The 21,469-nt window shown below is 65.5% G+C and carries 21 protein-coding genes; 9 read left to right on the top strand and 12 right to left on the bottom strand.

Annotation, left to right across the window (positions count from 1 at the left end):
• The first annotated feature begins 239 nt into the window (after window positions 1–239).
• From uvrB to CFB52_RS11380, 5 genes are all read left to right on the top strand, one after another.
• The gene (uvrB, locus tag CFB52_RS11400) at window positions 240–2,330 is read left to right on the top strand and encodes an excinuclease ABC subunit UvrB (protein ID WP_059583537.1); all 2,091 of its coding nucleotides are present in this window, start codon (window positions 240–242) and stop codon (window positions 2,328–2,330) included.
• Window positions 2,331–2,553: 223 nt separating this feature from the next.
• Entirely contained in the window at window positions 2,554–3,105 is a 552-nt protein-coding gene (locus CFB52_RS11395) for an iron transporter (protein WP_059583539.1), read from the top strand.
• 55 nt (window positions 3,106–3,160) lie between these two features.
• Window positions 3,161–3,493 carry a cupredoxin domain-containing protein gene (locus CFB52_RS11390; protein ID WP_006478303.1) on the top strand — a complete coding sequence of 111 codons (333 nt, stop codon included), beginning with the start codon at window positions 3,161–3,163 and terminating at the stop codon, window positions 3,491–3,493.
• Window positions 3,494–3,550: 57 nt separating this feature from the next.
• Entirely contained in the window at window positions 3,551–4,393 is an 843-nt protein-coding gene (locus CFB52_RS11385) for an FTR1 family protein (protein WP_059583542.1), read from the top strand.
• Complete coding sequence (locus tag CFB52_RS11380; protein ID WP_099316600.1) at window positions 4,390–5,787, top strand: 4Fe-4S binding protein; 1,398 nt, start codon at window positions 4,390–4,392, stop codon at window positions 5,785–5,787. Before CFB52_RS11385 ends, CFB52_RS11380 begins: the two co-directional genes overlap by 4 nt.
• A gap of 274 nt (window positions 5,788–6,061) precedes the next feature.
• Here the strand turns inward: CFB52_RS11380 and hemP are convergent, their stop codons facing one another.
• The 3 genes from hemP to CFB52_RS11360 all read right to left on the bottom strand — a co-directional run bounded on the left by hemP (window position 6,062) and on the right by CFB52_RS11360 (window position 7,903).
• The gene (gene hemP, locus CFB52_RS11370) at window positions 6,062–6,307 is read right to left on the bottom strand and encodes a hemin uptake protein HemP (protein ID WP_034207822.1); all 246 of its coding nucleotides are present in this window, start codon (window positions 6,305–6,307) and stop codon (window positions 6,062–6,064) included.
• 140 nt (window positions 6,308–6,447) lie between these two features.
• Window positions 6,448–6,930: an SRPBCC family protein gene (locus tag CFB52_RS11365; RefSeq protein WP_059583545.1), complete on the bottom strand. Its 483-nt coding sequence runs from the start codon at window positions 6,928–6,930 to the stop codon at window positions 6,448–6,450.
• A 100-nt stretch (window positions 6,931–7,030) separates the two neighbouring features.
• A complete protein-coding gene (locus CFB52_RS11360; RefSeq protein WP_059583547.1) occupies window positions 7,031–7,903 on the bottom strand; it encodes a pirin family protein in 873 nt (290 codons plus the stop codon).
• A 121-nt stretch (window positions 7,904–8,024) separates the two neighbouring features.
• On the opposite strand from CFB52_RS11360, the gene CFB52_RS11355 reads away from it, so the two are divergent.
• Window positions 8,025–8,999 carry a LysR family transcriptional regulator gene (locus CFB52_RS11355; RefSeq protein WP_059583548.1) on the top strand — a complete coding sequence of 325 codons (975 nt, stop codon included), beginning with the start codon at window positions 8,025–8,027 and terminating at the stop codon, window positions 8,997–8,999.
• Between the two features lie 404 nt (window positions 9,000–9,403).
• Here CFB52_RS11355 and CFB52_RS11350 read toward each other — a convergent pair whose 3' ends face one another.
• From CFB52_RS11350 to CFB52_RS11310, 9 genes are all read right to left on the bottom strand, one after another.
• Window positions 9,404–9,832, bottom strand: a complete 429-nt coding sequence (locus CFB52_RS11350; RefSeq protein ID WP_059583550.1) for a biopolymer transporter ExbD — start codon at window positions 9,830–9,832, stop codon at window positions 9,404–9,406.
• Between the two features lie 13 nt (window positions 9,833–9,845).
• On the bottom strand, window positions 9,846–10,580 hold the full coding sequence (locus CFB52_RS11345) for a MotA/TolQ/ExbB proton channel family protein (protein ID WP_059642283.1): 735 nt from the start codon (window positions 10,578–10,580) through the stop codon (window positions 9,846–9,848).
• A 35-nt stretch (window positions 10,581–10,615) separates the two neighbouring features.
• Entirely contained in the window at window positions 10,616–11,344 is a 729-nt protein-coding gene (locus CFB52_RS11340; RefSeq protein WP_099316598.1) for an energy transducer TonB, read from the bottom strand.
• Window positions 11,345–11,562: 218 nt separating this feature from the next.
• Window positions 11,563–11,799: a bacterioferritin-associated ferredoxin gene (locus CFB52_RS11335; protein WP_006482749.1), complete on the bottom strand. Its 237-nt coding sequence runs from the start codon at window positions 11,797–11,799 to the stop codon at window positions 11,563–11,565.
• A 150-nt stretch (window positions 11,800–11,949) separates the two neighbouring features.
• Window positions 11,950–12,807 (bottom strand): glutamate racemase, encoded by an 858-nt coding sequence (gene murI / locus CFB52_RS11330; RefSeq protein ID WP_059583556.1) that lies wholly within the window; start codon window positions 12,805–12,807, stop codon window positions 11,950–11,952.
• A gap of 39 nt (window positions 12,808–12,846) precedes the next feature.
• A complete protein-coding gene (gene bfr, locus CFB52_RS11325; RefSeq protein WP_006478315.1) occupies window positions 12,847–13,323 on the bottom strand; it encodes a bacterioferritin in 477 nt (158 codons plus the stop codon).
• A gap of 193 nt (window positions 13,324–13,516) precedes the next feature.
• The gene (locus CFB52_RS11320) at window positions 13,517–15,040 is read right to left on the bottom strand and encodes a fumarate hydratase (protein WP_059642274.1); all 1,524 of its coding nucleotides are present in this window, start codon (window positions 15,038–15,040) and stop codon (window positions 13,517–13,519) included.
• Between the two features lie 44 nt (window positions 15,041–15,084).
• A complete protein-coding gene (locus CFB52_RS11315) occupies window positions 15,085–15,669 on the bottom strand; it encodes a TIGR00645 family protein (RefSeq protein ID WP_059583558.1) in 585 nt (194 codons plus the stop codon).
• A 111-nt stretch (window positions 15,670–15,780) separates the two neighbouring features.
• Window positions 15,781–16,689: a DMT family transporter gene (locus CFB52_RS11310; protein WP_099316597.1), complete on the bottom strand. Its 909-nt coding sequence runs from the start codon at window positions 16,687–16,689 to the stop codon at window positions 15,781–15,783.
• Between the two features lie 325 nt (window positions 16,690–17,014).
• Here CFB52_RS11310 and acs point away from each other — a divergent pair, with 325 nt between their 5' ends.
• The 3 genes from acs (at window position 17,015) to CFB52_RS11290 (ending at window position 21,446) form a co-directional block, all read left to right on the top strand.
• Window positions 17,015–18,997, top strand: coding sequence for an acetate--CoA ligase (gene acs, locus CFB52_RS11300; protein ID WP_099316596.1), 1,983 nt, complete (start codon window positions 17,015–17,017; stop codon window positions 18,995–18,997).
• 85 nt (window positions 18,998–19,082) lie between these two features.
• Window positions 19,083–19,427, top strand: coding sequence for a DUF4212 domain-containing protein (locus tag CFB52_RS11295; RefSeq protein WP_099316595.1), 345 nt, complete (start codon window positions 19,083–19,085; stop codon window positions 19,425–19,427).
• Window positions 19,428–19,430: 3 nt separating this feature from the next.
• Window positions 19,431–21,446, top strand: coding sequence for a sodium:solute symporter family protein (locus CFB52_RS11290; RefSeq protein ID WP_060314223.1), 2,016 nt, complete (start codon window positions 19,431–19,433; stop codon window positions 21,444–21,446).
• The last annotated feature ends 23 nt before the right edge of the window (window positions 21,447–21,469 follow it).

The following is a 21,469-nucleotide window of genomic DNA, read 5'->3' as shown; positions in this document are numbered from 1 at the left end:
AAGAGGGTCAGGCTTTCAGCCGGCGGGACGGGTGCAGCGGACCGCGCCAACGGCGCGACGCCGGAAAGCGCAGCAGCCTGACATTGTAGCGAATTCGCGGTGGCGGGGGCGGTGATTCCGTCGCGATTGGCGCGGCGAAACGCGATTTCGGGCGGCCGTCGCGCGTCAGGAGCCGACAGCAGTTCGCTCGGCCGCGAAGCGCTAGAATGCTTTCTTTGCCCTTGCTCCGGCCGCATTCCATGTCCGAACATCATGCCGAAGTCGGCGACGCGCTCGACGAATCCAAATTCGTCACTTTCGAAGGGTCGCCGTTCCAGCTTTACCAGCCGTATCCGCCCGCGGGCGACCAGCCGAGCGCGATCGACACGCTCGTCGAAGGGGTCGGCGACGGCCTTGCCTTCCAGACGCTGCTCGGCGTAACCGGCTCGGGCAAGACCTTCACTATGGCCAACACGATCGCGCGGCTCGGCCGCCCGGCGATCGTGTTCGCGCCGAACAAGACGCTCGCCGCCCAGCTTTACGCGGAGTTCCGTGAGTTCTTCCCGCGCAACGCGGTCGAGTACTTCGTCTCGTACTACGACTACTACCAGCCCGAGGCCTACGTGCCGCAGCGCGACCTGTTCATCGAGAAGGATTCGTCGATCAACGAGCACATCGAGCAGATGCGGCTGTCGGCGACGAAGAGCCTGATGGAGCGCCGCGACGTGGTGATCGTCGCGACGGTGTCGGCGATCTACGGTATCGGCAACCCGTCCGAATACCACCAGATGATCCTGACGCTGCGCACCGGCGACAAGCTCGGCCAGCGCGACGTGATCGCGCGGCTGATCGCGATGCAATACACGCGCAACGAGCAGGATTTCCAGCGCGGCACGTTCCGCGTGCGCGGCGACACGATCGACATCTTCCCGGCCGAGCATGCGGAAATGGCCGTACGCGTCGAGCTGTTCGACGACGAGGTCGAGACGCTGCACCTGTTCGACCCGCTGACCGGGCGCGTGCGGCAGAAGATCCCGCGTTTCACCGTGTATCCGTCGTCGCACTACGTGACGCCGCGCGACACCGTGATGCGCGCGGTCGAGACGATCAAGGACGAACTGCGCGAACGGCTCGAGTTCTTCCATCGCGAAGGCAAGCTCGTCGAGGCGCAGCGCCTCGAGCAGCGCACGCGCTTCGACCTCGAGATGCTGCAGGAGCTCGGCTTCTGCAAGGGCATCGAGAACTATTCGCGGCATTTCTCGGGGGCGGCGCCCGGCGATCCGCCGCCGACGCTCGTCGACTACCTGCCGCCCGATGCGCTGATGCTGCTCGACGAATCGCACGTGCTGATCGGCCAGTTGAACGGCATGTACAACGGCGACCGCGCGCGCAAGGAAAACCTCGTCAATTACGGGTTCCGCCTGCCGTCGGCGCTCGACAACCGGCCGCTGAAGTTCCACGAGTTCGAGCGCAAGATGCGCCAGGTCGTGTTCGTGTCGGCCACGCCGGCCGACTACGAGAAGCGCGTGACGGGTCAGATCGCCGAGCAGGTCGTGCGGCCGACGGGCCTCGTCGATCCGGAAATCGAAGTCCGGCCGGCGAGCTCGCAGGTCGACGACGTGCTGACCGAAATCAACGCGCGCGTGAAGGCCGGCGAGCGCGTGCTGATCACCGTGCTGACGAAGCGCATGGCCGAACAGCTGACCGAGTTCCTCGCCGACCACGGCGTCAAGGTGCGTTACCTGCACAGTGACATCGACACGGTCGAGCGCGTCGAGATCATCCGCGACCTGCGGCTCGGCACGTTCGACGTGCTGGTCGGGATCAACCTGCTGCGCGAGGGCCTCGACATTCCCGAAGTGTCGCTCGTCGCGATTCTCGATGCGGACAAGGAGGGCTTCCTGCGCGCCGAGCGCTCGCTGATCCAGACGATCGGTCGTGCCGCGCGGAACGTGAATGGCAAGGCGATCCTCTACGCGGACAACATGACCGAGTCGATGAAGCGCGCGATCGGCGAAACCGAGCGGCGCCGCGCGAAGCAGATCGCCTACAACGAAAAGATGGGCATTACGCCGCGCGGCGTCGTGAAGCGCATCAAGGACATCATCGACGGCGTCTACAACGCCGACGACGCGCGCGCGGAGCTGAAGGAGGCGCAGCAGCGCGCGAAATTCGAGGACATGTCGGAAAAGCAGCTCGCGAAGGAAATCAAGCGCCTCGAGAAGCAGATGGCCGACTACGCGAAGAATCTCGAATTCGAGAAGGCCGCCGCGACCCGCGACCAGCTTGCCGTGCTGCGTGAACGCGTGTTCGGCGCGAACGTCGGCGACCACATCAGCGGTGGCCGGTAAATCTTTCCAAGCGTCACGGAATCCTTCGGTAAAGCGCCTGTAAGCCTTGTCGGATCAGGGGTTTACGGCGCTCCCCGTTTGTTCCGGAACGGGTTCGGTGCTAAACTCCGCATGTATTGAGAATAGTTCGCATTAACGTTCTTCGTCGCGTTAGTGTTTCCGGCGGGCGGCAGCGGCGGCTCGCATGTCGTCAAGATAGTCAGACAAATAACAAGGAGTGTCCATGTTGGGTTCTTCGTTCATCCGCACGACGGTTGCGGTAGCGGCGGCGTTTGCCGCGATGTCGGCCTCGGCTGCCGAGTATCCGATCGGCAAGCAGCAGATCCAGGGCGGCATGGAAATCGGCGCGGTGTATCTGCAGCCGATCACGATGGACCCGGAAGGCATGATGCGCAAGGCGTCGGATTCCGACATCCACCTCGAGGCCGACATCCATGCGGTCAAGAACAACCCGACGGGTTTCGCGGAAGGCGACTGGATGCCGTACCTGCAGGTCACGTACAAGCTGACGAAGCAGGGCGACACCAAGTGGAAGGCCGAGGGCGACCTGATGGGCATGGTCGCGAGCGACGGCCCGCACTACGGCGACAACGTGAAGCTCGCCGGCCCGGGCAAGTACCACCTGACGCTGGTCGTCAAGCCGCCGATGCAGTCGGGTCACATGGCGTTCGGTCGTCACGTCGACAAGGAAACGGGCGTGGGCCCGTGGTTCAAGCCCATCACGCTCGAGTACGACTTCCCGTTCGCCGGTATCGGCAAGAAGGGCGGTTACTGATCGGTGGCATCACGAACGGCGCGCTTCGGCGCGCCGTCGGCGTAGAGAACCCAGAATGAAAATTCCCCAGAAAATCGTCGCCGCAGCCGCTGCGCTGTGGCTTGCCGGCGCGGCGCATGCGGCCGATCTGCCGACGTTCAAGCTCGAGATGACGGATGGCAAGCTGAATCCCGCCCGCATCGAAGTGCCGGCCGGCCAGCGTTTCAAGATCGAGATCAGGAACACCGGCAAGGGCGCCGCCGAATTCGAGAGCGTGCAGTTGCGCAAGGAGAAGGTGCTCGCGCCGGGCGCCGATTCGTTCGTGGTCGTCGCCCCGCTGTCGCCGGGCGAATACAAGTTTTTCGACGATTTCCACCAGCAGGCACAGGGCGTGATCGTCGCGAAGTAACGTGTTTTATCTGCGCGCGGGCGGGCCAGGCCGTGCCCCGCGCGTCAGGAGGTATCGATGGGTCAGATCTTGTTCATCGTCTGGCGGGAGAGCGTCGAAGCGCTGCTCGTCGTCGGCATTCTCTATGCATGGCTGAAAAACGGCGACGACGACGCGCGCCGCGGTTTGCCTTTCCTCTGGACGGGCGTCGCTGTCGGCCTGTTGATGGCAGTCGGCCTCGGCGCCGCGCTGGTCGGGTTCACCGAAGTGTTGTCCGGCGACGCGCAGGACTATTTCCAGACGGCGATGGTGCTGATCGCGTGCGTGCTGATCGTGCAGATGGTGCTGTGGATGCGCCGGCACGGCCGCACGCTGAAGCGCGACATGGAGCAATCGCTGCAGCAAAGCACGCGTGATTCGAACTGGTGGGGCGTCGCGGTGCTGGTCGCGCTCGCGATCGCGCGCGAAGGCAGCGAGACGGTGATCTTCCTGTACGGCCTCGGTTTCGGCCAGTCCGGCCACGTCGACGGCAGCCAGATGCTCGCGGTCGTGATCGGCCTGGGCCTCGCGTTCCTCACGTTCTATCTGCTGCAGCTCGGCGGCAAGTACTTCTCGTGGCGGCATTTCTTCCGCGTCACCGAAGTGATGCTGCTGTTCCTCGGCGCGGGCCTGTTCCAGACCGGCGTCGACAAGCTGATCGACAAGGAAATCCTGCCGCTCGGCATCTCGCAGGTGTGGGATACGTCCGCGATCCTCGATGATTCGGGCACGTTCGGTTCGCTCGTCGCGACGCTGACCGGCTATCGCGCGCACCCGGCGCTGACCAACCTGGTGGCGTATGCGGTGTACTGGGCGGTCGTCTGGTTGCTGATGAAGCGTGCGAGCCGCCGTCCGGCCGTCGTAGCGGGTCGCGCGGCATGAGCGTTGTCGCCGCCGTCAAGCCGGGCTGGCTCGCGCAGGCCGGCCAGTGGATGCAGCGCCACGGTGCGCTGATCCGCGGTATCCAGTGGATCGTCGTCGCCGTCTACGCGTTCCTGATCATCGTGCCGGCCGTGTTGCCGCTGCCGGATGATTCCGCGCATCTGTGGAACAACCTCACGCTCATCGCGCAGTTCGCGTTCTGGGGCATCTGGTGGCCGTTCGTGCTGCTGTCGATGGTGATGCTCGGCCGCGTCTGGTGCGGTGTGCTGTGCCCGGAAGGCGCGCTCACCGAATACGCGAGCAAGTTCGGCCGCGGCGGCCCGATTCCACGCTGGATCCGGTGGGGCGGCTGGCCGTTCGTCGCGTTCGGCATCACGACGATCTATGGGCAGATGGTGAGCGTGTACCAGTACCCGCTCGCGGTGCTGTTCGTGCTCGGCGGCTCGACCGTCGGCGCGATCGTGATCGGCGTGCTGTACGGCCGCGAGAAGCGCGTGTGGTGCAAGTATCTGTGCCCGGTCAACGGCGTGTTCGGGTTGCTCGCGCGGCTTGCGCCGATGCGCTACAAGGTCGACGAGGACGCGTGGCGCCGTTCGTACAGGAACGGCGAGCACGGCCATCGCGTGATTCCGATCAATTGCGCGCCGCTCGTGCCGTTGCGCAACATGAAGGGCGCGGCGGACTGCCATATGTGCGGTCGCTGCAGCGGGCACCGCGACGCGATTTCGCTGTCGCTGCGCTCGCCGTCCGACGAAGTCGTGAACCTCGGTGCGGAGCGAGCCAACCCGTGGGACACCGCACTGATCCTGTACGGCCTGCTCGGCGTGGCGATCGGTGCGTTCCACTGGACCGTCAGCCCGTGGTTCGTGCAGATCAAGCAATGGCTCGCGGGCTGGCTGCTCGACCACGACATCACGTGGCCGCTCGAGACCAATGCGCCGTGGTTCCTGCTCACGCACTACCCGGATCGCAACGACGTGTTCTCCTGGCTCGATGGCGGGCTGGTCGTCAGCTACATCGTCGGCACGGGGCTCGTATACGGCACGGCACTCCTAGTGTTGCTGGCCGGCGCCACGCTGATGCTCGGCCGCTTCGATCGCGTGCGCCTGCATCACCTCGCGCAGGCGCTGATCCCCATCGCGGGTGCGGGCGTGTTCCTCGGGTTGTCGGCCACGACGCTGTCGTTGCTGCGCGCCGAGCATGTGCCGCTCGGCTGGGCAACCGATGTGCGCATCGCGATTCTGGTCGGCGCAAACGTATGGAGTGCGTGGCTCGCGTGGAAGGTGACGGGGCGCTATGCGGCGTGGCCGCGCCGGCTCGCGGCATTCGCGTGGTTCGCCGTCGGGCTGGCTGTCGTCGACAGCGCATGGTGGTTGATGTTCTGGGGATTCTGAGGCGGCGCGCATGCCGCTCTCGCCGTCGCGCATTGACGGCAGCCACGATAGTTGGGCAGCGTGCTTCGCGCATCGGCTGCCCAAACAAAAAAGCGACACGTCCATCGACGTGTCGCTTTTTTCTTCCTTGTGCGAGAACCAAAAAAGTGGCTTGGCTTGCTGCAACGGCTGCTTGAGTGTGTTTGCACGAAGGGGTCTAGATCTCGCGTGCAAGCCGTTACGCTGGCTACTGCCCAACACCTCTCAGGGAGGTGGTCCCCACAATACTCGGTCGTTACTTCGTCAGGATCAGTTTGCCGAGCCGCGTGGCGCGCAACTGATACGTCTCTCCGTTATGCGCGATGCTGACGTGGCTTTGGCCTTGCAGCAGCGCATCACTGTTGACGACCCGCGTGCCTGCATCGCGGTTGCCGGCGGGTTTCGCCGGCGTGGTGACCGCTGCCGTCTTCTGACGGCTGCTGGCTGCGGTGCCGGTGGTCCGGCGCAGGGTCAGCGTGGTCGGGCGCATGGTGTCGGTCATTCGGTTTGATCGGTGACTGTCGATACGATGGAATGAATTCTAAATGATAACTATTCCCATTTACAAAAACTCTTTATCGATCGATGGTTCTAGTCTGATAGTTTGAATCAAAAGGGGCGGCCCGCAGGCCGCCGCCGGGCTCAGTGCAGCGGATCGGGGTCCTTGCGACCCTGCGCGTATTCGCGGATCAGGCGCACCGTGTCGATATCCGACGTGCGGTATGCCTCCTTGACGATCCCATGCGTCTGTCGCGCTTCTTCGCTGTCGTCGGTGACCGTCAGCGTCGTCCGGTACTCGAAACGCAGGAACAGTTCGTGGTCGTCGCGCTCCTCGATCGTCATCGTCAGCGAGCCGCCGATCTCGCCATCGGCTGCTCGGATGTCGTAGCGGACCTGCTGGTTCGGCGTGAACGTCACGTGGTCGCGCACCGTCGCGTGGCCGTAGTGCAGTTCGCGTTCGAGCGTCGTGTCCGTCCGTTCGTGGATGACGCAACTGTCGAGGCCGATCACGAACAATTGCGGCTGTTCCGCACGGAGCACGAGGCCTTCCCAGAGCTGGTCGCGAGTGAGAGTCGGCACGGCCGGATCGTCGGAGTTGATCTGGATCAGATGTTCGAAGTTCAAGGGGACGGGTTCCTTCTGGGTGGCGGGTGGCCACATGGTTCAAGAAGTTATTGTGACGCAAAACCGCCGGCTTCGCGGCACCTGCGACCCCCGATCGAAACTACGCCTCGATGCGACCCATGCGCCCGGTCTGATAGTCGACAACGGCCTGCCGGATCTCTTCCTCGGTATTCATCACGAACGGGCCGTAACGGACGATCGGCTCGTTGAGCGGCACGCCGCCGATCAGCAGCAGGTCGAGCGACGTGTCGCCGGCAGCGAACGTGACGGTGTCGCCATCGTCGCCGTAGACGATCATGTGTCGCGGGTCGACAGCCTGCCTGTCGGGCCCGTAGAGGCCCGTTCCGTCGATCGGATAGGCAAACACGCGATAACCGGCCGGCACCGGCTGCGTGACCGTTGCGCCGGGCTCCAGCGTGAAATGCTGATAGAGGATCGGCGTGCGCGTCTCGATCGCGGCCTGTACGCCAAACGCTTCGCCGGCGATGACGCGCACGCGCGCGCGACCGTCCGGCGACGTCGCCGCCGGAATGCGAGCGGCCGGAATCTCCTGGTAGCGCGGCGCGATCATCTTGTCGCGGCGCGGCAGGTTGACCCACAGCTGGAAGCCGTGGGAGCGGCCGCCGGCCTGCGCGAACGCCGGGTCCGGCATTTCGCTGTGGACGACGCCGGCCCCGGCCGTCATCCATTGGACGTCGCCCGGGCCGAGCGTGCCGGCATGGCCGGACGAGTCGCGATGGCGGAAGCGTCCGTCGAGCGCGTAGGTCACGGTCTCGAAGCCGCGATGCGGATGGTCGGGCGCGCCCACGGCTTCGCCGGGCGCGTAATCGACAGGGCCCATTTCATCGAGCAGCAGGAACGGATCGAAATCCATCAGCAGCCGCGTCGGGAACGGGCGGTGAACCACGAAACCGCCGCCTTCGGTGGTGCGAAGCGCGGGGTAGGTGCGATCAAGCGAGCGAGCGGTGGTCATGGGAAGCCCTCGAAATCATCGGAATAGCGTTATTTTCGAAACATAGCGCTATTATATTGGGCGTTTTACCGGTCGATTTGCGGCGGATCGCAATGGATTGTTCTGAAATTGGAACGATGAGATGAATATCGATGCACATAACCTGAACGACCTGATGTACTTCTCGCAGGTCGTCGAACATGGCGGTTTCTCGGCCGCCGAGCGCGTGCTGGGCATCTCGAAATCGCGTCTGTCGCGGCGCCTGACCGAGCTCGAGGCGGCGCTTGGCGTGCGCCTGCTGCAGCGCTCGACGCGCAAGCTCGCGCTGACCGAGGCAGGGGAGCTGTTTTACCAGCATTGCCAGGCGATGCTCGCGGAAGCGCAAGCCGCGATGAACGCCGTGCAGCAGTTGCGCGCGTCGCCGCGCGGCTCGGTACGTGTCAGCGTGCCGGTGACGCTGTCGCAGACGATGCTGTCGCGCATCCTGCCCGAATTCCTGCGCCGCTATCCCGAGGTGAAGGTGCACGTCCGCGTGACGAACCGCGTGATCGACCTGTTCGAGGATTCGATCGACGTCGCGTTGCGCGTGCGCTCGGAGCCGCCGCAGAACGCGAACATCGTCGTGCGGCCGCTGTGGCGCACCGAGCAGATGCTGGTCGGCGCGCCGAGCCTGCTGAGCCAGAATGCACCGCCGCTGGTGCCGGACGACCTGACCGGCTTCGAGACGCTCGATACGCCGAGCGTCGACGGCCGGCACGTCTTCAACCTGATCGCGCCGGACGGGACGCGCCACGTGCACGAGCACGATCCTCGCCTCGTGACGGCCGACCTGATGACGATCCGCGAGGCCGTGCTCGACGGCCTCGGCATCGCGGCGCTGCCGGAGATGATGTACGGCAACGCGCTGCGCGCGGGGCAACTGTCGCCGGTGATGCCGGGCTGGACGCTGCCGGTGCCGCAGTTGTATGCGGTGTTCGTGTCGCGGCAGGGGATGCCGCCCGCGGTACGTGCATTCGTCGATTACCTCGTCGAGAAGCTCGACCATGGCGCGTACAAGGATCCGGGTTGCCCAGAACGTGCGAAGAAGGAAGCGGCGGCCGATGTTTCGGCCACCTGAACACGGCGGGCACGACGACGCAAATTTGTTTTGTCATTGAAGCGCCGCCTGCAATCGCAAGTTTCAATCGCCGGAACCTTGAATGCGTGCGCTGGCGAGCCTATATTGAAATCCCATTTCGTGAAGGAAGTTCTGAGCGAAATCAGGTGGCCGCATATATTGTGAGCCAGATAGGGCAGAACGCGCAGTCCGTGCAGACCACGGCAAAGTCGCATTTGCGTTGCTCGAGGCGTAACCGATACCGCCGAAGAGCCCGCCGCCCGAAGGCGCCCGCGTGCGCATGAAAAAAGGCCTTCATCTGGCGATGAAGGCCTTTTACTTTGGGTGCGGCCGGCTAGGTGCGGCCGGCGAGGCGCGGCCGCTAGGCGCGCAGTGACTACTGGCGACGACAGAACGTGCGCGTGTTACTTCGTTTTCGCGCCGGGCTCCGTCACGAAGCCGAGCTTGGTCAAGCCGCCAGCCTGTGCATCCGACATCACTTCCGCGACGTGCTCGTAGGCCACCTTGCGGTCCGCGCGCAGATGCAATTCCGGCTGCGGCGTGCGCTTCGCGGCTTCCGCGATGCGCGCCTGCAATTGTTCGCGCGTGACCGTGTGGTCGTCCCACAGGATCGTGCCGTCACCCTGGATCGCGACGTCGACGGTCTGCGGCTTTTCGTCGACGGGCTGGCTGCTGGCGTGCGGCAGGTCGATCTTCACCGCATGCTGCATCGCCGGGATCGTCACGAGGAAAATGATCAGGAGTACGAGCATGACGTCGACGAGCGGCGTCATGTTGATCTCGCTCATCACGGCATCGTCGTCATCGTCGCTGAAACCGGTGTTCATGGCCATGGTTCACCTCGTCTCAGCTGGCGGTGCGCGATGCGAGACGCAGGCCATCGCGCGTCGACGACGACGCGAGGCTCGCGCCCGTCACGAAGTACGCGTGCAGACCGTGCGCGAAGCGGCGCAGCTTGCTGACGACACCCTTGTTCGCGCGGATCAGCGCGTTGTAGCCGAGCACCGCGGGAATCGCGACGAACAGGCCGAAGGCCGTCATGATCAGCGATTCGCCGACCGGACCCGCGACCTGGTCGATCGACGTCTGGCCGGTGGCGCCGATCGCGAGCAGCGCGTGGTAGATCCCCCAGACCGTGCCGAACAGGCCGACGAACGGCGCGGTGCTGCCGACCGATGCGAGGATCGCGAGGCCGCTCTGCATGCGCGAAATGCCTTCGTCCATCGTGTCCTTCAGGCAGCGCGTGACCCAGTCCGATACGTCCATGCGATCGTGCAGATGTGGTTGCGTGTGATGGTGGTGGTCGACGGCTTCCTTGCCCGACAGCGCGAGCGCGAGGAACGGGTTGTCGTTCGGCGTCGACGCGGCGAGGCCGAGCTTCTTGATGCCGTCGTCAAAATCGTCGGAATGCCAGAAAGCCTGTTCGGCGTTCTTCGTGAGGCGGTTCAGGCGGATCACGTTCCAGCCCTTGATGACGATCACGATCCACGACAGGACCGACATCACGAGCAGCGTGATCGCAATGGCGCGCGTGACGAAATCACCTTGCGCCCAGACGTGCGCGATACCGTAGCTTTGCATTTTTTGTTTCCTTTGAATCTTCCGGATGAGGCAGGTTAGTCGGTGAGCCCGAAGCTGTAGGGCTGTGTGCGGGCGGCGCGGATCGCCTCGCCGTTCTCGATGTACGGACGGCAGGTGGTCGCGCGCATCGCGTCGAGTGCGGCATCGTCGAGGCGCGGATAGCCGCTGCTCTTCTGCAGATCGATGCTTTCGATCTTGCCGGTCACGCCGACGACGAAGTGGACATAGGCGGTGCCCGATTCGCCGCGGCGGCGCGACATCGACGGATAGTCGGGCTTCACGAAGTTGCATTGGAGCGTCGGCACGTTCTTCGGCGCGCTGACCTGCATCGTTTCGCGCGCCGGGCCCGGCGTGGCGGCCGGTGCGGGCGCGGGCGCGGCGGGAGCGGGTGTCGGATCGGCGGCGGGAGCCGGTGTGGGCGACGGCGCCGGCGACGGCGCGACCGGCTGCGGGGTCGGCTTCGCGGCTTTCTGCACCGGTTTCGGCTCGACCTTCGGCTTCACGCGCGGCACGGGCTTCGGCGGGGCGGGCTGCGGAATCGATTCGGCCGCGACCTGCTGCGTGATCGGCGCAGGCGTGATGAGCTGCGCGGTGATCGTCTGGACCTCGACCGATTTCGGCGGCGGCGCGTTGCGATGGAGCCATGCGGCCGTCAGCATGATCGCGTGTGCGGCTAGCACGCCGACCGCGACGACGATCACTCGGGGATTCATACGTGGTGGAGCCGGCATGGCGCCGGCAGGAGCGAGATGCGAAGCCTGCATGTTAGCTTGAAAGAACGACGCCGCACCCGGGGCGCGGCGGGTGAATCGGCATCACTTGCGGAAGATCAGCAGCGAGATGCAAACGGTGGTTACGAATCCGATCAGCAATTCCATCACAGGCTCCTTGGCAGGTAAGCCGTTGGCTCGCGCAGACGGTGGCTTGCTGACGGTCAAGACAAAAAATGCGGCCCGGGCCGCATGCACACGCTCGGCGCCGCTCAGGCCGCCTTGCGGTCGTAGAACGTAACCGGGATCGGATGAGCATGATGCTCGACACCGCACCGGCTCGCGCAGACGCCTTGCTCGGCCATGAGGTCGCGTACGGACTCCTCGCACTTACCGCAGCACGTGGCCACGCCGAGCTCGAACTGGAGTTCATCGAAAGAGTTCACGCCCTCCGCGAGGGACGCGCGAATCTTGCGATCGGAAACAGACTTGCACACGCAGACGATCATGATGAGTTGCGATAGCTAACGTTAATGCGAATTATTATCATTAATTTTGCAGGTGTTGACAAGCCTGGGTCGGGCTTTTTTTAAGGTCATCGGACCCTTGAAAGGAAGCGGCGGCTTGGCCGGTGCGGGAGCCCGGCGTGCCGGCCCGCGTCAGGCGGTCGCGCAGGCGTGCGCGTTCGGCGAGGAAATGGTGACGGATTCGACCGGCGCCTCGAGGCCGAGCAGCGTCGACGCGAGCGCGCGCAGTTGCAGGCCGTCGCTCGTCGAGCACAAGCGCGTCGGCGCGGCGTGCGTGCCGGCCGGCGCGCGCAGCCCGCGTTCGTCGAGCACCCGCGCGAGCTGGCGGGCAATGGCATCGCTCGTGTCGACGATCGTCAGGCGCTCGCCAACAATGTCACGAATCGTTTCTGTGAAGAACGGGTAGTGCGTGCAGCCGAGTACCAGCGTATCGGCGCCGTCGTCGAGCATCGGCTGTATGTAACGCTCGAGCAGTGCCCGTAGTGCGGGCGAGTTCGTGTCGCCGCGCTCGATCGCTTCGACGAGCCCGTGGCCGGGCTGACAGATGAAGCGGCGGCCGGCGCCGTAGCGGTCGAGCAGCGCCTGGAAGCGCGGGCTGTTCAGCGTCGACTGCGTGGCGAGGACGCCCGCGACGCCGGTCGCGGACAGCGCGGCGGCCGGCTTGATGCCCGGCTCGACGCCGACGAGCGGTATCGACAGGCGTTCGCGGATGGCCGCGATCGCCCGAGCCGTTGCCGTGTTGCATGCGATGACGAGCGCTTTCGCGCCTTCGCGCGCGAGCCACTCGCCGATGGCCAGCGTGCGTTCCGTAATGAATGCCTCGTCGCGCGGGCCGTATGGCGCGTGGTGCGAGTCGGCGACGTAGACGAACGATTCGCCGGGCAGGTGCGCGCGCGCGGCGCGCAGCACCGACAGGCCGCCGAGCCCCGAGTCGAAGATGCCGACAGGGGCGGCGGCGTGCGGCGCGCTAGCGGCGGACGGGTGCGTCATCGTCGGGCGGGCGGCGGGCTGGCGGGCAGGGCAGGGCGATTACTCGGCCGAACCCATCATCGTTTGCTGATAGTTCTGCAGGCCGACCTTGCCGATCAGGTCGATCTGCGTTTCGAGCCAGTCGATGTGCTCTTCGGTGTCGTCGAGGATTTTTTCGAAGATCTCGCGCGACACGTAGTCGCGAACCGATTCGCAGTAGGCGATCGCTTCCTTGCAGGTGGACTGCGAGATCTGCTCGAGCTTCAGGTCGCACTTCAGGATCTCTTCGGTTTCCTCGCCGACGAGCAGCTTGTGCAGGTCCTGCAGGTTCGGCAGGCCGTCGAGCATGAACACGCGTTCGATCAGCCAGTCGGCGTGCTTCATTTCGCCGATCGACTCGTCGTATTCGTGCTTGCCGAGCTTGTCGAGGCCCCAGTGCTTGTACATGCGCGCATGCAGGAAGTACTGGTTGATCGCCGTGAGTTCATTCTTCAGTTGGGCGTTCAGATATTCGATGACTTTCTTGTCGCCTTGCATGGCTGTTCCTTGTTCAGTGGAGCTTCAGAAACCGAACGATAATCGCTCGAACGAGAAAAGCCAAGCCTCGAAGCCTTGTCGGGCCTGCCTTTTGCGTGTAATGAGAATCAGCCTTGAATAACCGGCCGCGCACAATAATGAGAATGAGAAGTAAAAAGGCCGGACGTGCGTCCGGCCTTTCGTTCGATCGCGCTTACGCGGCTGCGACCGGGATCTTGCCGATCTTCGCCTGCCATTCCTTCGGACCCGTCTGGTGCACCGACGTGCCCGACGAATCGACAGCAACTGTTACAGGCATGTCCTGCACGTCGAATTCGTAGATCGCTTCCATGCCGAGGTCTTCGAACGCGAGCACCTTCGCGCCGCGAATCGCCTTCGACACGAGGTAGGCCGCGCCGCCGACCGCCATCAGGTAGGCGGCCTTGTGCTTCTTGATCGCGTCGATCGCGACCGGGCCGCGCTCGGCCTTGCCGACCATCGAGATCAGACCCGTCTGAGCGAGCATCGTCTCGGTGAACTTGTCCATGCGCGTGGCCGTCGTCGGGCCGGCCGGGCCGACGACTTCGTCGCGCACCGGATCGACCGGGCCGACGTAGTAGATCACGCGGTTCGTGAAGTCGACCGGCAGCTTCTCGCCCTTCGCGAGCATGTCCGCGATGCGCTTGTGCGCGGCGTCGCGGCCGGTGAGCATCTTGCCCGACAGCAGCAGCGTCTGGCCCGGCGTCCAGCTCGCGACTTCTTCCGGCGTCAGCGTGTTCAGGTCGACGCGCTTGCTGGTTTCCGTGTTCGGTTCCCACTGCACCTTCGGCCAGGCGTCGAGCGACGGCGCTTCAAGCTTGGCCGGGCCCGAGCCGTCGAGCACGAAGTGCGCGTGGCGCGTGGCCGCGCAGTTGGGGATCAGCGCGACCGGCTTCGACGCCGCGTGCGTCGGCGCCGCCATGATCTTCACGTCGAGCACGGTCGCGAGGCCGCCGAGGCCCTGCGCGCCGATGCCGAGCGCGTTGACCTTCTCGTGCAGTTCGACACGCAGTTCCTCGACCCAGTCCTTCGGGCCGCGCGCGATGATTTCCTGGATGTCGATCGGCTCCATCAGCGATTCCTTCGCCATCAGCATCGCCTTCTCGGCGGTGCCGCCGATGCCGATCCCGAGCATGCCCGGCGGACACCAGCCGGCGCCCATCGTCGGGACGGTCTTCAGCACCCAGTCGACGATCGAATCGGACGGGTTCAGCATCACGAATTTCGACTTGTTTTCCGAGCCACCGCCCTTCGCCGCGACCTGCACGTCGACCTTGTCGCCCGGCACGATCTCGTAGTGGATCACGGCCGGCGTGTTGTCCTTCGTGTTCTTGCGGGCGCCTTCCGGCGGATTGACGATCGACGCGCGCAGCACGTTGTCCGGGTGCGTGTAACCGCGGCGCACGCCTTCGTTGATCATGTCGGTGAGGCCCATCGTCGCGCCGTCCCAGCGCACGTCCATGCCGACCTTCACGAAGATCGTGACGATGCCGGTGTCCTGGCAGATCGGACGGCGGCCTTCCGCGCACATGCGGCTGTTCGTGAGGATCTGCGCGATCGCGTCCTTCGCCGCCGGGCTCTCTTCCAGCTCGTACGCGCGGCCGAGGGCCTGGATGTAGTCGAGCGGGTGGTAGTAGCTGATGTACTGCAGCGAATCCGCGATGCTCTGGATCAGGTCTTCCTGTTTGATGACGGTCATGGCTGAGACTCTGTGGGGACAGTGGGGAATGCGTTGCCGACGGTTCAGGCCGCCGGTCGGGACGCTGCGGACGCATGCGCCTCGTGGAAATGGGCCGGGTGCGTGTGCGTCGTCAGGCGGTCGACCCACGCCATCACGAGCGCCGACACGAGGAACGACACGTGGATGATCACCTGCCACATGATCGCGTGCGTCGTGTGCTGGTCGGGGTTGATGAACGTCTTCAGCAGGTGGATCGACGAAATGCTGATCAGCGCCATCGACAGCTTGACCTTCAGCACGCCCGCGTTCACGTGGTCGAGCCATTCGGGCTCGTCGGGGTGGCCCTCGATGCCGAGCCGCGACACGAACGTTTCATACCCGCCGACGATCACCATGATCAGCAGGTTCGAGATCATCACCACGTCGATCAGGCCGAGCACGGCGAGCATCACGCTGATTTCGTCGAGGCCCGTCGCATGCGACAGCAGGTGCCAGACTTCCTTCAGGAACAGGAACACGTAGACGGCCTGCGCGACGATCAGGCCCAGATAGAGCGGAACCTGGAGCCAGCGGCTCATGAAAATCAGCGCGGGAAGCGGGCGAAGCGGGCGACGGCCAGGATGGCCGGGCGAATGCGGGGCGGACATGTCGGGGTACGGGCGCGGTGCGCAGGTATCGGGGTAATCTTGAAAAGGCGCGCTATTGTAACGCGTCGGCCGGCGCGACTGCAGCGACGCGCCGGCGCCGCGGGGGACGGATCAGGAGGCGGCCGCCGGCACGCGTTTGACGCGCAGGCTCGCGAGCACGATGCCGGCGACGACGCACGCGAGCGCGATGCCGTGCGCGAGCGTCGGGCGCTCGCCGAGGAACGCGATGCCGTACGCGGCTGCCGCGATCGGCAGCACCGCGCTGAACACGCCGGCGAGGCTCCCCGGCACGTGCCGGATGCCCTTCATCCACAGCCAGAACGAGAAGATGCTGGCCGACAACCCGTACCAGACGACGAGCGCCCACGTGCCGGCGGGCACGCTCGCGTAATCGAAGCGCCACAGCGCCGTCGCGCCGAGCGGCAGCATCAGGAACAGGCCGAACAGGTGGGTATACGCGCAGATGTCGATCGGCGCGAGCGTCTGCGTGAGCCGGCGCGACAGGATCACGTAGATCGATTCGCAGCACACCGCGCCGAGAATCAGCAGGTTGCCGGCGAGCGAGCCGGACGCGTCGCCCTGCGCGCCGTGGCCGGCCGCGCTGCCGTTGGCGAGATTGATCGTCACGACGCCGATGATCGCGAGCGCGATCGACACGAGCGCACGGCCGTTCGGTTTTTCACGCAGGATCAGCCATGCGAACAGCGCGACGATCGCCGGGATCGTGCTCGTGATGACGCCCGCGGCCACCGCGCTCGTGCGCTGCACGCCGTTGAGCATCAGCAGCGTGAACATGAAGGTGCCGAAGAACGCCTGCAGGAACAGGTTCAGCCATTCGCCGCGCTTGACCGCGCGCATCTTCACGGGGCTGAACAGCGGCCACAGCACCGCGATCGCGATCACGAAGCGCAGCGTGGCGAGGATGGCGACGGGGACGAATGCAACGATGGATTTACCGATACCGACGTTGCTGCCGACGAACAGCATCGACAGGATGAGGAAGAGGGCGTAGCGATTCAAGCTGGAATCCGGAAGGCGAGTTCAGTTAGGATTGTAGGGTCGCGGTTGTAACAGCGTAAAGCTGGCCTCGATGCGGCGCCTCGCGCACGAAACGGCCATGCCGCGTAAGTGACGGGTAAGTTGGCGCGCTTATCGTGGAACTGCCGCGCCGCAGGTCACATTTGCGTGACGTGACTTGATGTGGTGCGGTGCAGCATCGTGCGCAGGCCTTCGCGGCCGCGCGCGGGTGGTGGGAGACAGCGGCGCGCAGCGCCGGCCAGGACGACGCGCGGCGCGCACGATCGCGCCGCCATGCAGAGGATTCATGTTCACCAAGGGGTAGTCGATGTCTGCGATTGAATCGGTTCTTCACGAAACCCGTCAGTTCGCGCCGCCCGCGGCGCTCGAGAAGACGGCGACCATTTCCGGCATGCCGGCCTATCGCGCGCTCGTCGCCGAGGCCGAGCAGGATTACGAAGGCTTCTGGGCGCGCCTCGCGCGCGAGGGCCTCACGTGGCACAAGCCGTTCACCAAGGTGCTCGACGAGCGTAACGCGCCGTTCTACACATGGTTCGACGACGGCGAGCTCAACGCGTCGTACAACTGTCTCGACCGTCACGTCGAAGCGGGCCACGGCGAGCGCGTCGCGGTGATCTTCGAGGCCGACGACGGCACCGTCACCCGCGTCACCTATGCCGATCTCCTCGCACGCGTGTCGCGCTTCGCCAATGCGCTGAAGAAACGCGGGATCGGCAAGGGCGATCGCGTCGTCATCTATATTCCGATGTCGATCGAAGGCATCGTCGCGATGCAGGCGTGTGCGCGTATCGGCGCGACGCACTCGGTCGTGTTCGGCGGCTTCTCCGCGAAATCGCTCAATGAGCGGCTCGTCGACGTCGGCGCGGTCGCGCTGATCACCGCCGACGAACAGGCGCGCGGCGGCAAGACGCTGCCGCTCAAGAGCATCGCCGACGAGGCGATCGCGCTGGGCGGCTGCGAAGCGGTCAAGAGCGTGATCGTCTATCGTCGCACCGGCGGCAAGATCGACTGGCATGCGGACCGCGACCTGTGGATGCACGAGCTGACCGACGGCGAATCCGACCGCTGCGAGCCGACCTGGGTCGGCGCCGAGCATCCGCTGTTCATCCTGTATACGTCGGGCTCGACCGGCAAGCCGAAGGGCGTGCAGCACAGCACGGGCGGCTACCTGCTGTGGGCCGCGCAGACGATGAAGTGGACCTTCGACTGGAAACCCGACGACGTGTTCTGGTGCACGGCCGACATCGGCTGGGTCACGGGCCATACGTACATCACGTACGGGCCGCTCGCGTGCGGCGGCACGCAGGTCGTGTTCGAGGGCGTGCCGACGTATCCGGACGCCGGGCGCTTCTGGAAGATGATCGGCGACCACAAGGTGACCGTGTTCTACACCGCGCCGACCGCGATCCGTTCGCTGATCAAGGCGGCCGAAGCCGACGACAAGGTTCATCCGAAGAGCTATGACCTGTCGAGCCTGCGCATCATCGGCACGGTCGGCGAGCCGATCAATCCGGAAGCGTGGATGTGGTATCACAAGCACGTCGGCCACGAGCGCTGCCCGATCGTCGATACGTGGTGGCAGACCGAAACCGGCGGCCACATGATCACGCCGCTGCCGGGCGCGACGCCGACCGTGCCGGGTTCGTGCACGCTGCCGTTGCCGGGCATCATGGCCGCGGTGGTCGACGAGACCGGCCAGGACGTGCCGAACGGGCAAGGCGGGATTCTCGTCGTCAAGCGCCCGTGGCCCGCGATGATCCGCACGATCTGGGGCGACCCGGAGCGCTTCAAGAAGAGTTATTACCCGGAAGAACTCGGCGGCACGCTCTATCTGGCTGGCGACGGCACCGTGCGCGACAAGGAGACCGGCTACTTCACGATCATGGGCCGGATCGACGACGTGCTGAACGTGTCGGGCCACCGGCTCGGCACGATGGAGATCGAATCGGCGCTGGTGTCGCACGAACTCGTGGCGGAGGCGGCGGTGGTCGGCCGCCCGGACGACACGACGGGCGAGGCGGTCGTGGCGTTCGTGGTGCTGAAGCGTTCGCGCCCGGAAGGCGACGAAGCCGCGGCGCTCGCGAAGGCGCTGCGCGACTGGGTCGGCAAGCAGATCGGGCCGATCGCGAAGCCGAAGGACATCCGCTTCGGCGACAACCTGCCGAAGACGCGCTCGGGCAAGATCATGCGGCGCCTCTTGCGCTCGCTCGCGAAGGGCGAGGCGATCACGCAGGATACGTCCACGCTCGAGAATCCGGCCATCCTCGAGCAGCTCACCGAAGTGCGCTGAGCGCCTGCCGGTTGCGCATCACGCGCGCGAGCCCCTGCGCGGCAATCCCGATTGCCCGCGCAGGGGCTTTTTGCTACATAACGGCATGACCGTTCCGACCCGTCCGGCGCCTGCTGCGCCACCTCCCGTTCCCGCGCCGCTCGCGCGTGCGCACGCACGCTACTGGCGCTTCAACGTCGCGCTGATCGCGGTGCTGATGGGGATCGGTTTCGCGGTGTCGTTCATCGTGCCGTTCTTCGGGCCCGCGCTCGCCGGGGTTCGCTTCGCCGGCTTCAGCCTGCCGTTCTATGTCGGCGCACAGGGCGCGATTCTCGTGTACCTCGTGCTGATCGTCGTCTACATCGGGCTGATGCAGCGCGCGGACCGCACGCTGCGCCGCGCGTACGACGAGCATGCGGCGCGCGCCGGCCATGCGAACGGCGGGCGCTGATTCATGCTGACACATCGACTGATACGCGCTTACGCGCTCTACACGCTCGGGTTTCTCGGTTTCGTGCTGCTGATGTGGCGGATCGAGCGCGCGACGGGCTCGGGCGTGTGGATCGGCTACGTGTTCCTGTTCGTGCCGATCGCCGTGTACGCGGTGATCGGGTTGTTGTCGCGCACGTCCGATCTCGTCGAGTACTACGTGGCCGGGCGGCGCGTGCCGTCCGCGTTCAACGGGATGGCGACGGCGGCCGACTGGCTGTCGGCCGCGTCGTTCATCGGCCTGGCCGGCTCGCTCTACGCGACCGGTTACGACGCACTCGCGTACGTGATGGGCTGGACGGGCGGGTTCTGCCTCGTCGCGTTCCTGCTCGCGCCGTATGTGCGCAAGCTCGCGCGCTACACGATTCCCGATTTTCTCGGCACGCGCTTTTCCAGCACGGCCGTGCGCGCGCTCGCGGCCGGCGCGGCGATCCTGTGTTCGTTCGTGTACCTGGTCGCGCAGATCCAGGGGATCGGCCTGATCGCGACGCGCTTCATCGGGGTCGATTTCGCGATCGGCATCTTCTGCGGGCTCGCGGGCATTCTCGTGTGCTCGTTTCTCGGCGGGATGCGCGCGGTCACGTGGACCCAGGTCGCGCAGTACATCATCCTGATCAGCGCGATCCTGATTCCGGTGTCGCTGATCGCGATGAAGAACGGGCTCGGCCCCGTGCCGCAGTTCAATTACGGCAAGCTGATGGAGCGCGTCGCGGCGCGCGAGGCGCAGGTGCGCGACGCGCGCGACGAGCAGCAGGTGCGCGATGCATACCGCCGGCAAGCCGCGGACATCCAGACGCGGCTCGACCGGTTGCCGGCGTCCTATGCGGACGCGCGCCGGCATCTCGTCGACCAGCTTGCGGACCTGCGGCGCCACAACGGGCCACTGCGCGAGATCAGCCAGCGCGAGCGCGAGCTGGCCGATTTCCCGCGCGATCCGGCGGCGGCGCGCGTGGCGTGGACGCAGGCGCGCGACGACCTGCTCGCGCGTGCCGAGCCGCCCGTGCCGATGCACGAGCCGTTTCCGGCCGCGAGCGAAGACGAACGCAAGCCGCGCGAGCGGAATTTCCTCGCGCTGCTGCTGTGCCTGTCGCTCGGTACCGCGAGCCTGCCGCACATCCTGACGCGCTACAACACGACCACGTCGGTTGCGTCGGCACGGCGCTCGGTCGGCTGGACGCTGTTCTTCATCGCGCTGTTCTACCTGAGCGTGCCTGTGCTCGCGGTGCTGATCAAGTACGAGATCCTCGCGAATCTCGTCGGGCGGCCGTTCGCCGAATTGCCGGGGTGGGTCACGCAGTGGCATCACTTCGAGCCCGACCTGATCAGCGTCGTCGAGGTGATTCGCGACGGCATCGTGCACTGGTCGGAAATCCAGATGCAGCCGGACATGGTCGTGCTGGCCGCGCCGGAAATCGCGGGGCTGCCGTACGTGGTGTCGGGGCTGATCGCGGCCGGTGCGCTGGCCGCGGCGCTGTCGACCGCGGACGGGCTGCTGCTGACGATCGCGAATGCACTGTCGCACGACGTCTACTACTGCATGGTGGCGCCCGATGCGTCGAGCCAGCGGCGCGTGACGATCTCGAAGGTGCTGCTGCTCGGGGTGGCGCTGTTCGCGTCGTATGTCGCGTCGCTCAATACCGGAAAGATCCTGTTTCTCGTCGGCGCCGCGTTTTCTCTGGCGGCGTCGAGCTTCTTTCCGGTGCTGGTGCTGGGGGTGTTCTGGAAGCGCACGACGACGCGTGGCGCGATTGCGGGGATGGTGACGGGGTTGGCGGTGTGCGTGTACTACATCGTGTCGACGTATCCGTTCTTCACGCAACTGACCGGGTTCGCCGGGCGCACGTGGTTCGGGATCGAGCCGATCAGTTCGGGCGTGTTCGGGGTGCCGGCGGGGTTTGCGGTGGCGATCGTGGTCAGTCTGTGCGACAGGCGGCCGGATGAGTATACGCGGGCGTTGGTGGATTACATTCGGCATCCGTGAGGGGGCGGGGCGATGTATGACGT

This window comes from Burkholderia sp. AU18528 (assembly GCF_002223215.2).
Taxonomy (GTDB): domain Bacteria; phylum Pseudomonadota; class Gammaproteobacteria; order Burkholderiales; family Burkholderiaceae; genus Burkholderia; species Burkholderia semiarida.
The sequence above is the reverse complement of the archived record's forward strand: the minus strand, read 5'-3'. Positions and strand labels throughout refer to the sequence as shown.

Coding starts and splice junctions, on each gene's coding strand:
- uvrB (WP_059583537.1), top strand. CDS start 240: ATGTCCGAACATCATGCCGAAGTCGGCGACGCGCTCGACGAATCCAAA.
- CFB52_RS11395 (WP_059583539.1), top strand. CDS start 2,554: ATGTTGGGTTCTTCGTTCATCCGCACGACGGTTGCGGTAGCGGCGGCG.
- CFB52_RS11390 (WP_006478303.1), top strand. CDS start 3,161: ATGAAAATTCCCCAGAAAATCGTCGCCGCAGCCGCTGCGCTGTGGCTT.
- CFB52_RS11385 (WP_059583542.1), top strand. CDS start 3,551: ATGGGTCAGATCTTGTTCATCGTCTGGCGGGAGAGCGTCGAAGCGCTG.
- CFB52_RS11380 (WP_099316600.1), top strand. CDS start 4,390: ATGAGCGTTGTCGCCGCCGTCAAGCCGGGCTGGCTCGCGCAGGCCGGC.
- hemP (WP_034207822.1), bottom strand. CDS start 6,307: ATGACCGACACCATGCGCCCGACCACGCTGACCCTGCGCCGGACCACC.
- CFB52_RS11360 (WP_059583547.1), bottom strand. CDS start 7,903: ATGACCACCGCTCGCTCGCTTGATCGCACCTACCCCGCGCTTCGCACC.
- CFB52_RS11355 (WP_059583548.1), top strand. CDS start 8,025: ATGAATATCGATGCACATAACCTGAACGACCTGATGTACTTCTCGCAG.
- CFB52_RS11350 (WP_059583550.1), bottom strand. CDS start 9,832: ATGGCCATGAACACCGGTTTCAGCGACGATGACGACGATGCCGTGATG.
- CFB52_RS11345 (WP_059642283.1), bottom strand. CDS start 10,580: ATGCAAAGCTACGGTATCGCGCACGTCTGGGCGCAAGGTGATTTCGTC.
- CFB52_RS11340 (WP_099316598.1), bottom strand. CDS start 11,344: ATGCAGGCTTCGCATCTCGCTCCTGCCGGCGCCATGCCGGCTCCACCA.
- CFB52_RS11335 (WP_006482749.1), bottom strand. CDS start 11,799: ATGATCGTCTGCGTGTGCAAGTCTGTTTCCGATCGCAAGATTCGCGCG.
- murI (WP_059583556.1), bottom strand. CDS start 12,807: ATGACGCACCCGTCCGCCGCTAGCGCGCCGCACGCCGCCGCCCCTGTC.
- bfr (WP_006478315.1), bottom strand. CDS start 13,323: ATGCAAGGCGACAAGAAAGTCATCGAATATCTGAACGCCCAACTGAAG.
- CFB52_RS11320 (WP_059642274.1), bottom strand. CDS start 15,040: ATGACCGTCATCAAACAGGAAGACCTGATCCAGAGCATCGCGGATTCG.
- CFB52_RS11315 (WP_059583558.1), bottom strand. CDS start 15,669: ATGTCCGCCCCGCATTCGCCCGGCCATCCTGGCCGTCGCCCGCTTCGC.
- acs (WP_099316596.1), top strand. CDS start 17,015: ATGTCTGCGATTGAATCGGTTCTTCACGAAACCCGTCAGTTCGCGCCG.
- CFB52_RS11295 (WP_099316595.1), top strand. CDS start 19,083: ATGACCGTTCCGACCCGTCCGGCGCCTGCTGCGCCACCTCCCGTTCCC.
- CFB52_RS11290 (WP_060314223.1), top strand. CDS start 19,431: ATGCTGACACATCGACTGATACGCGCTTACGCGCTCTACACGCTCGGG.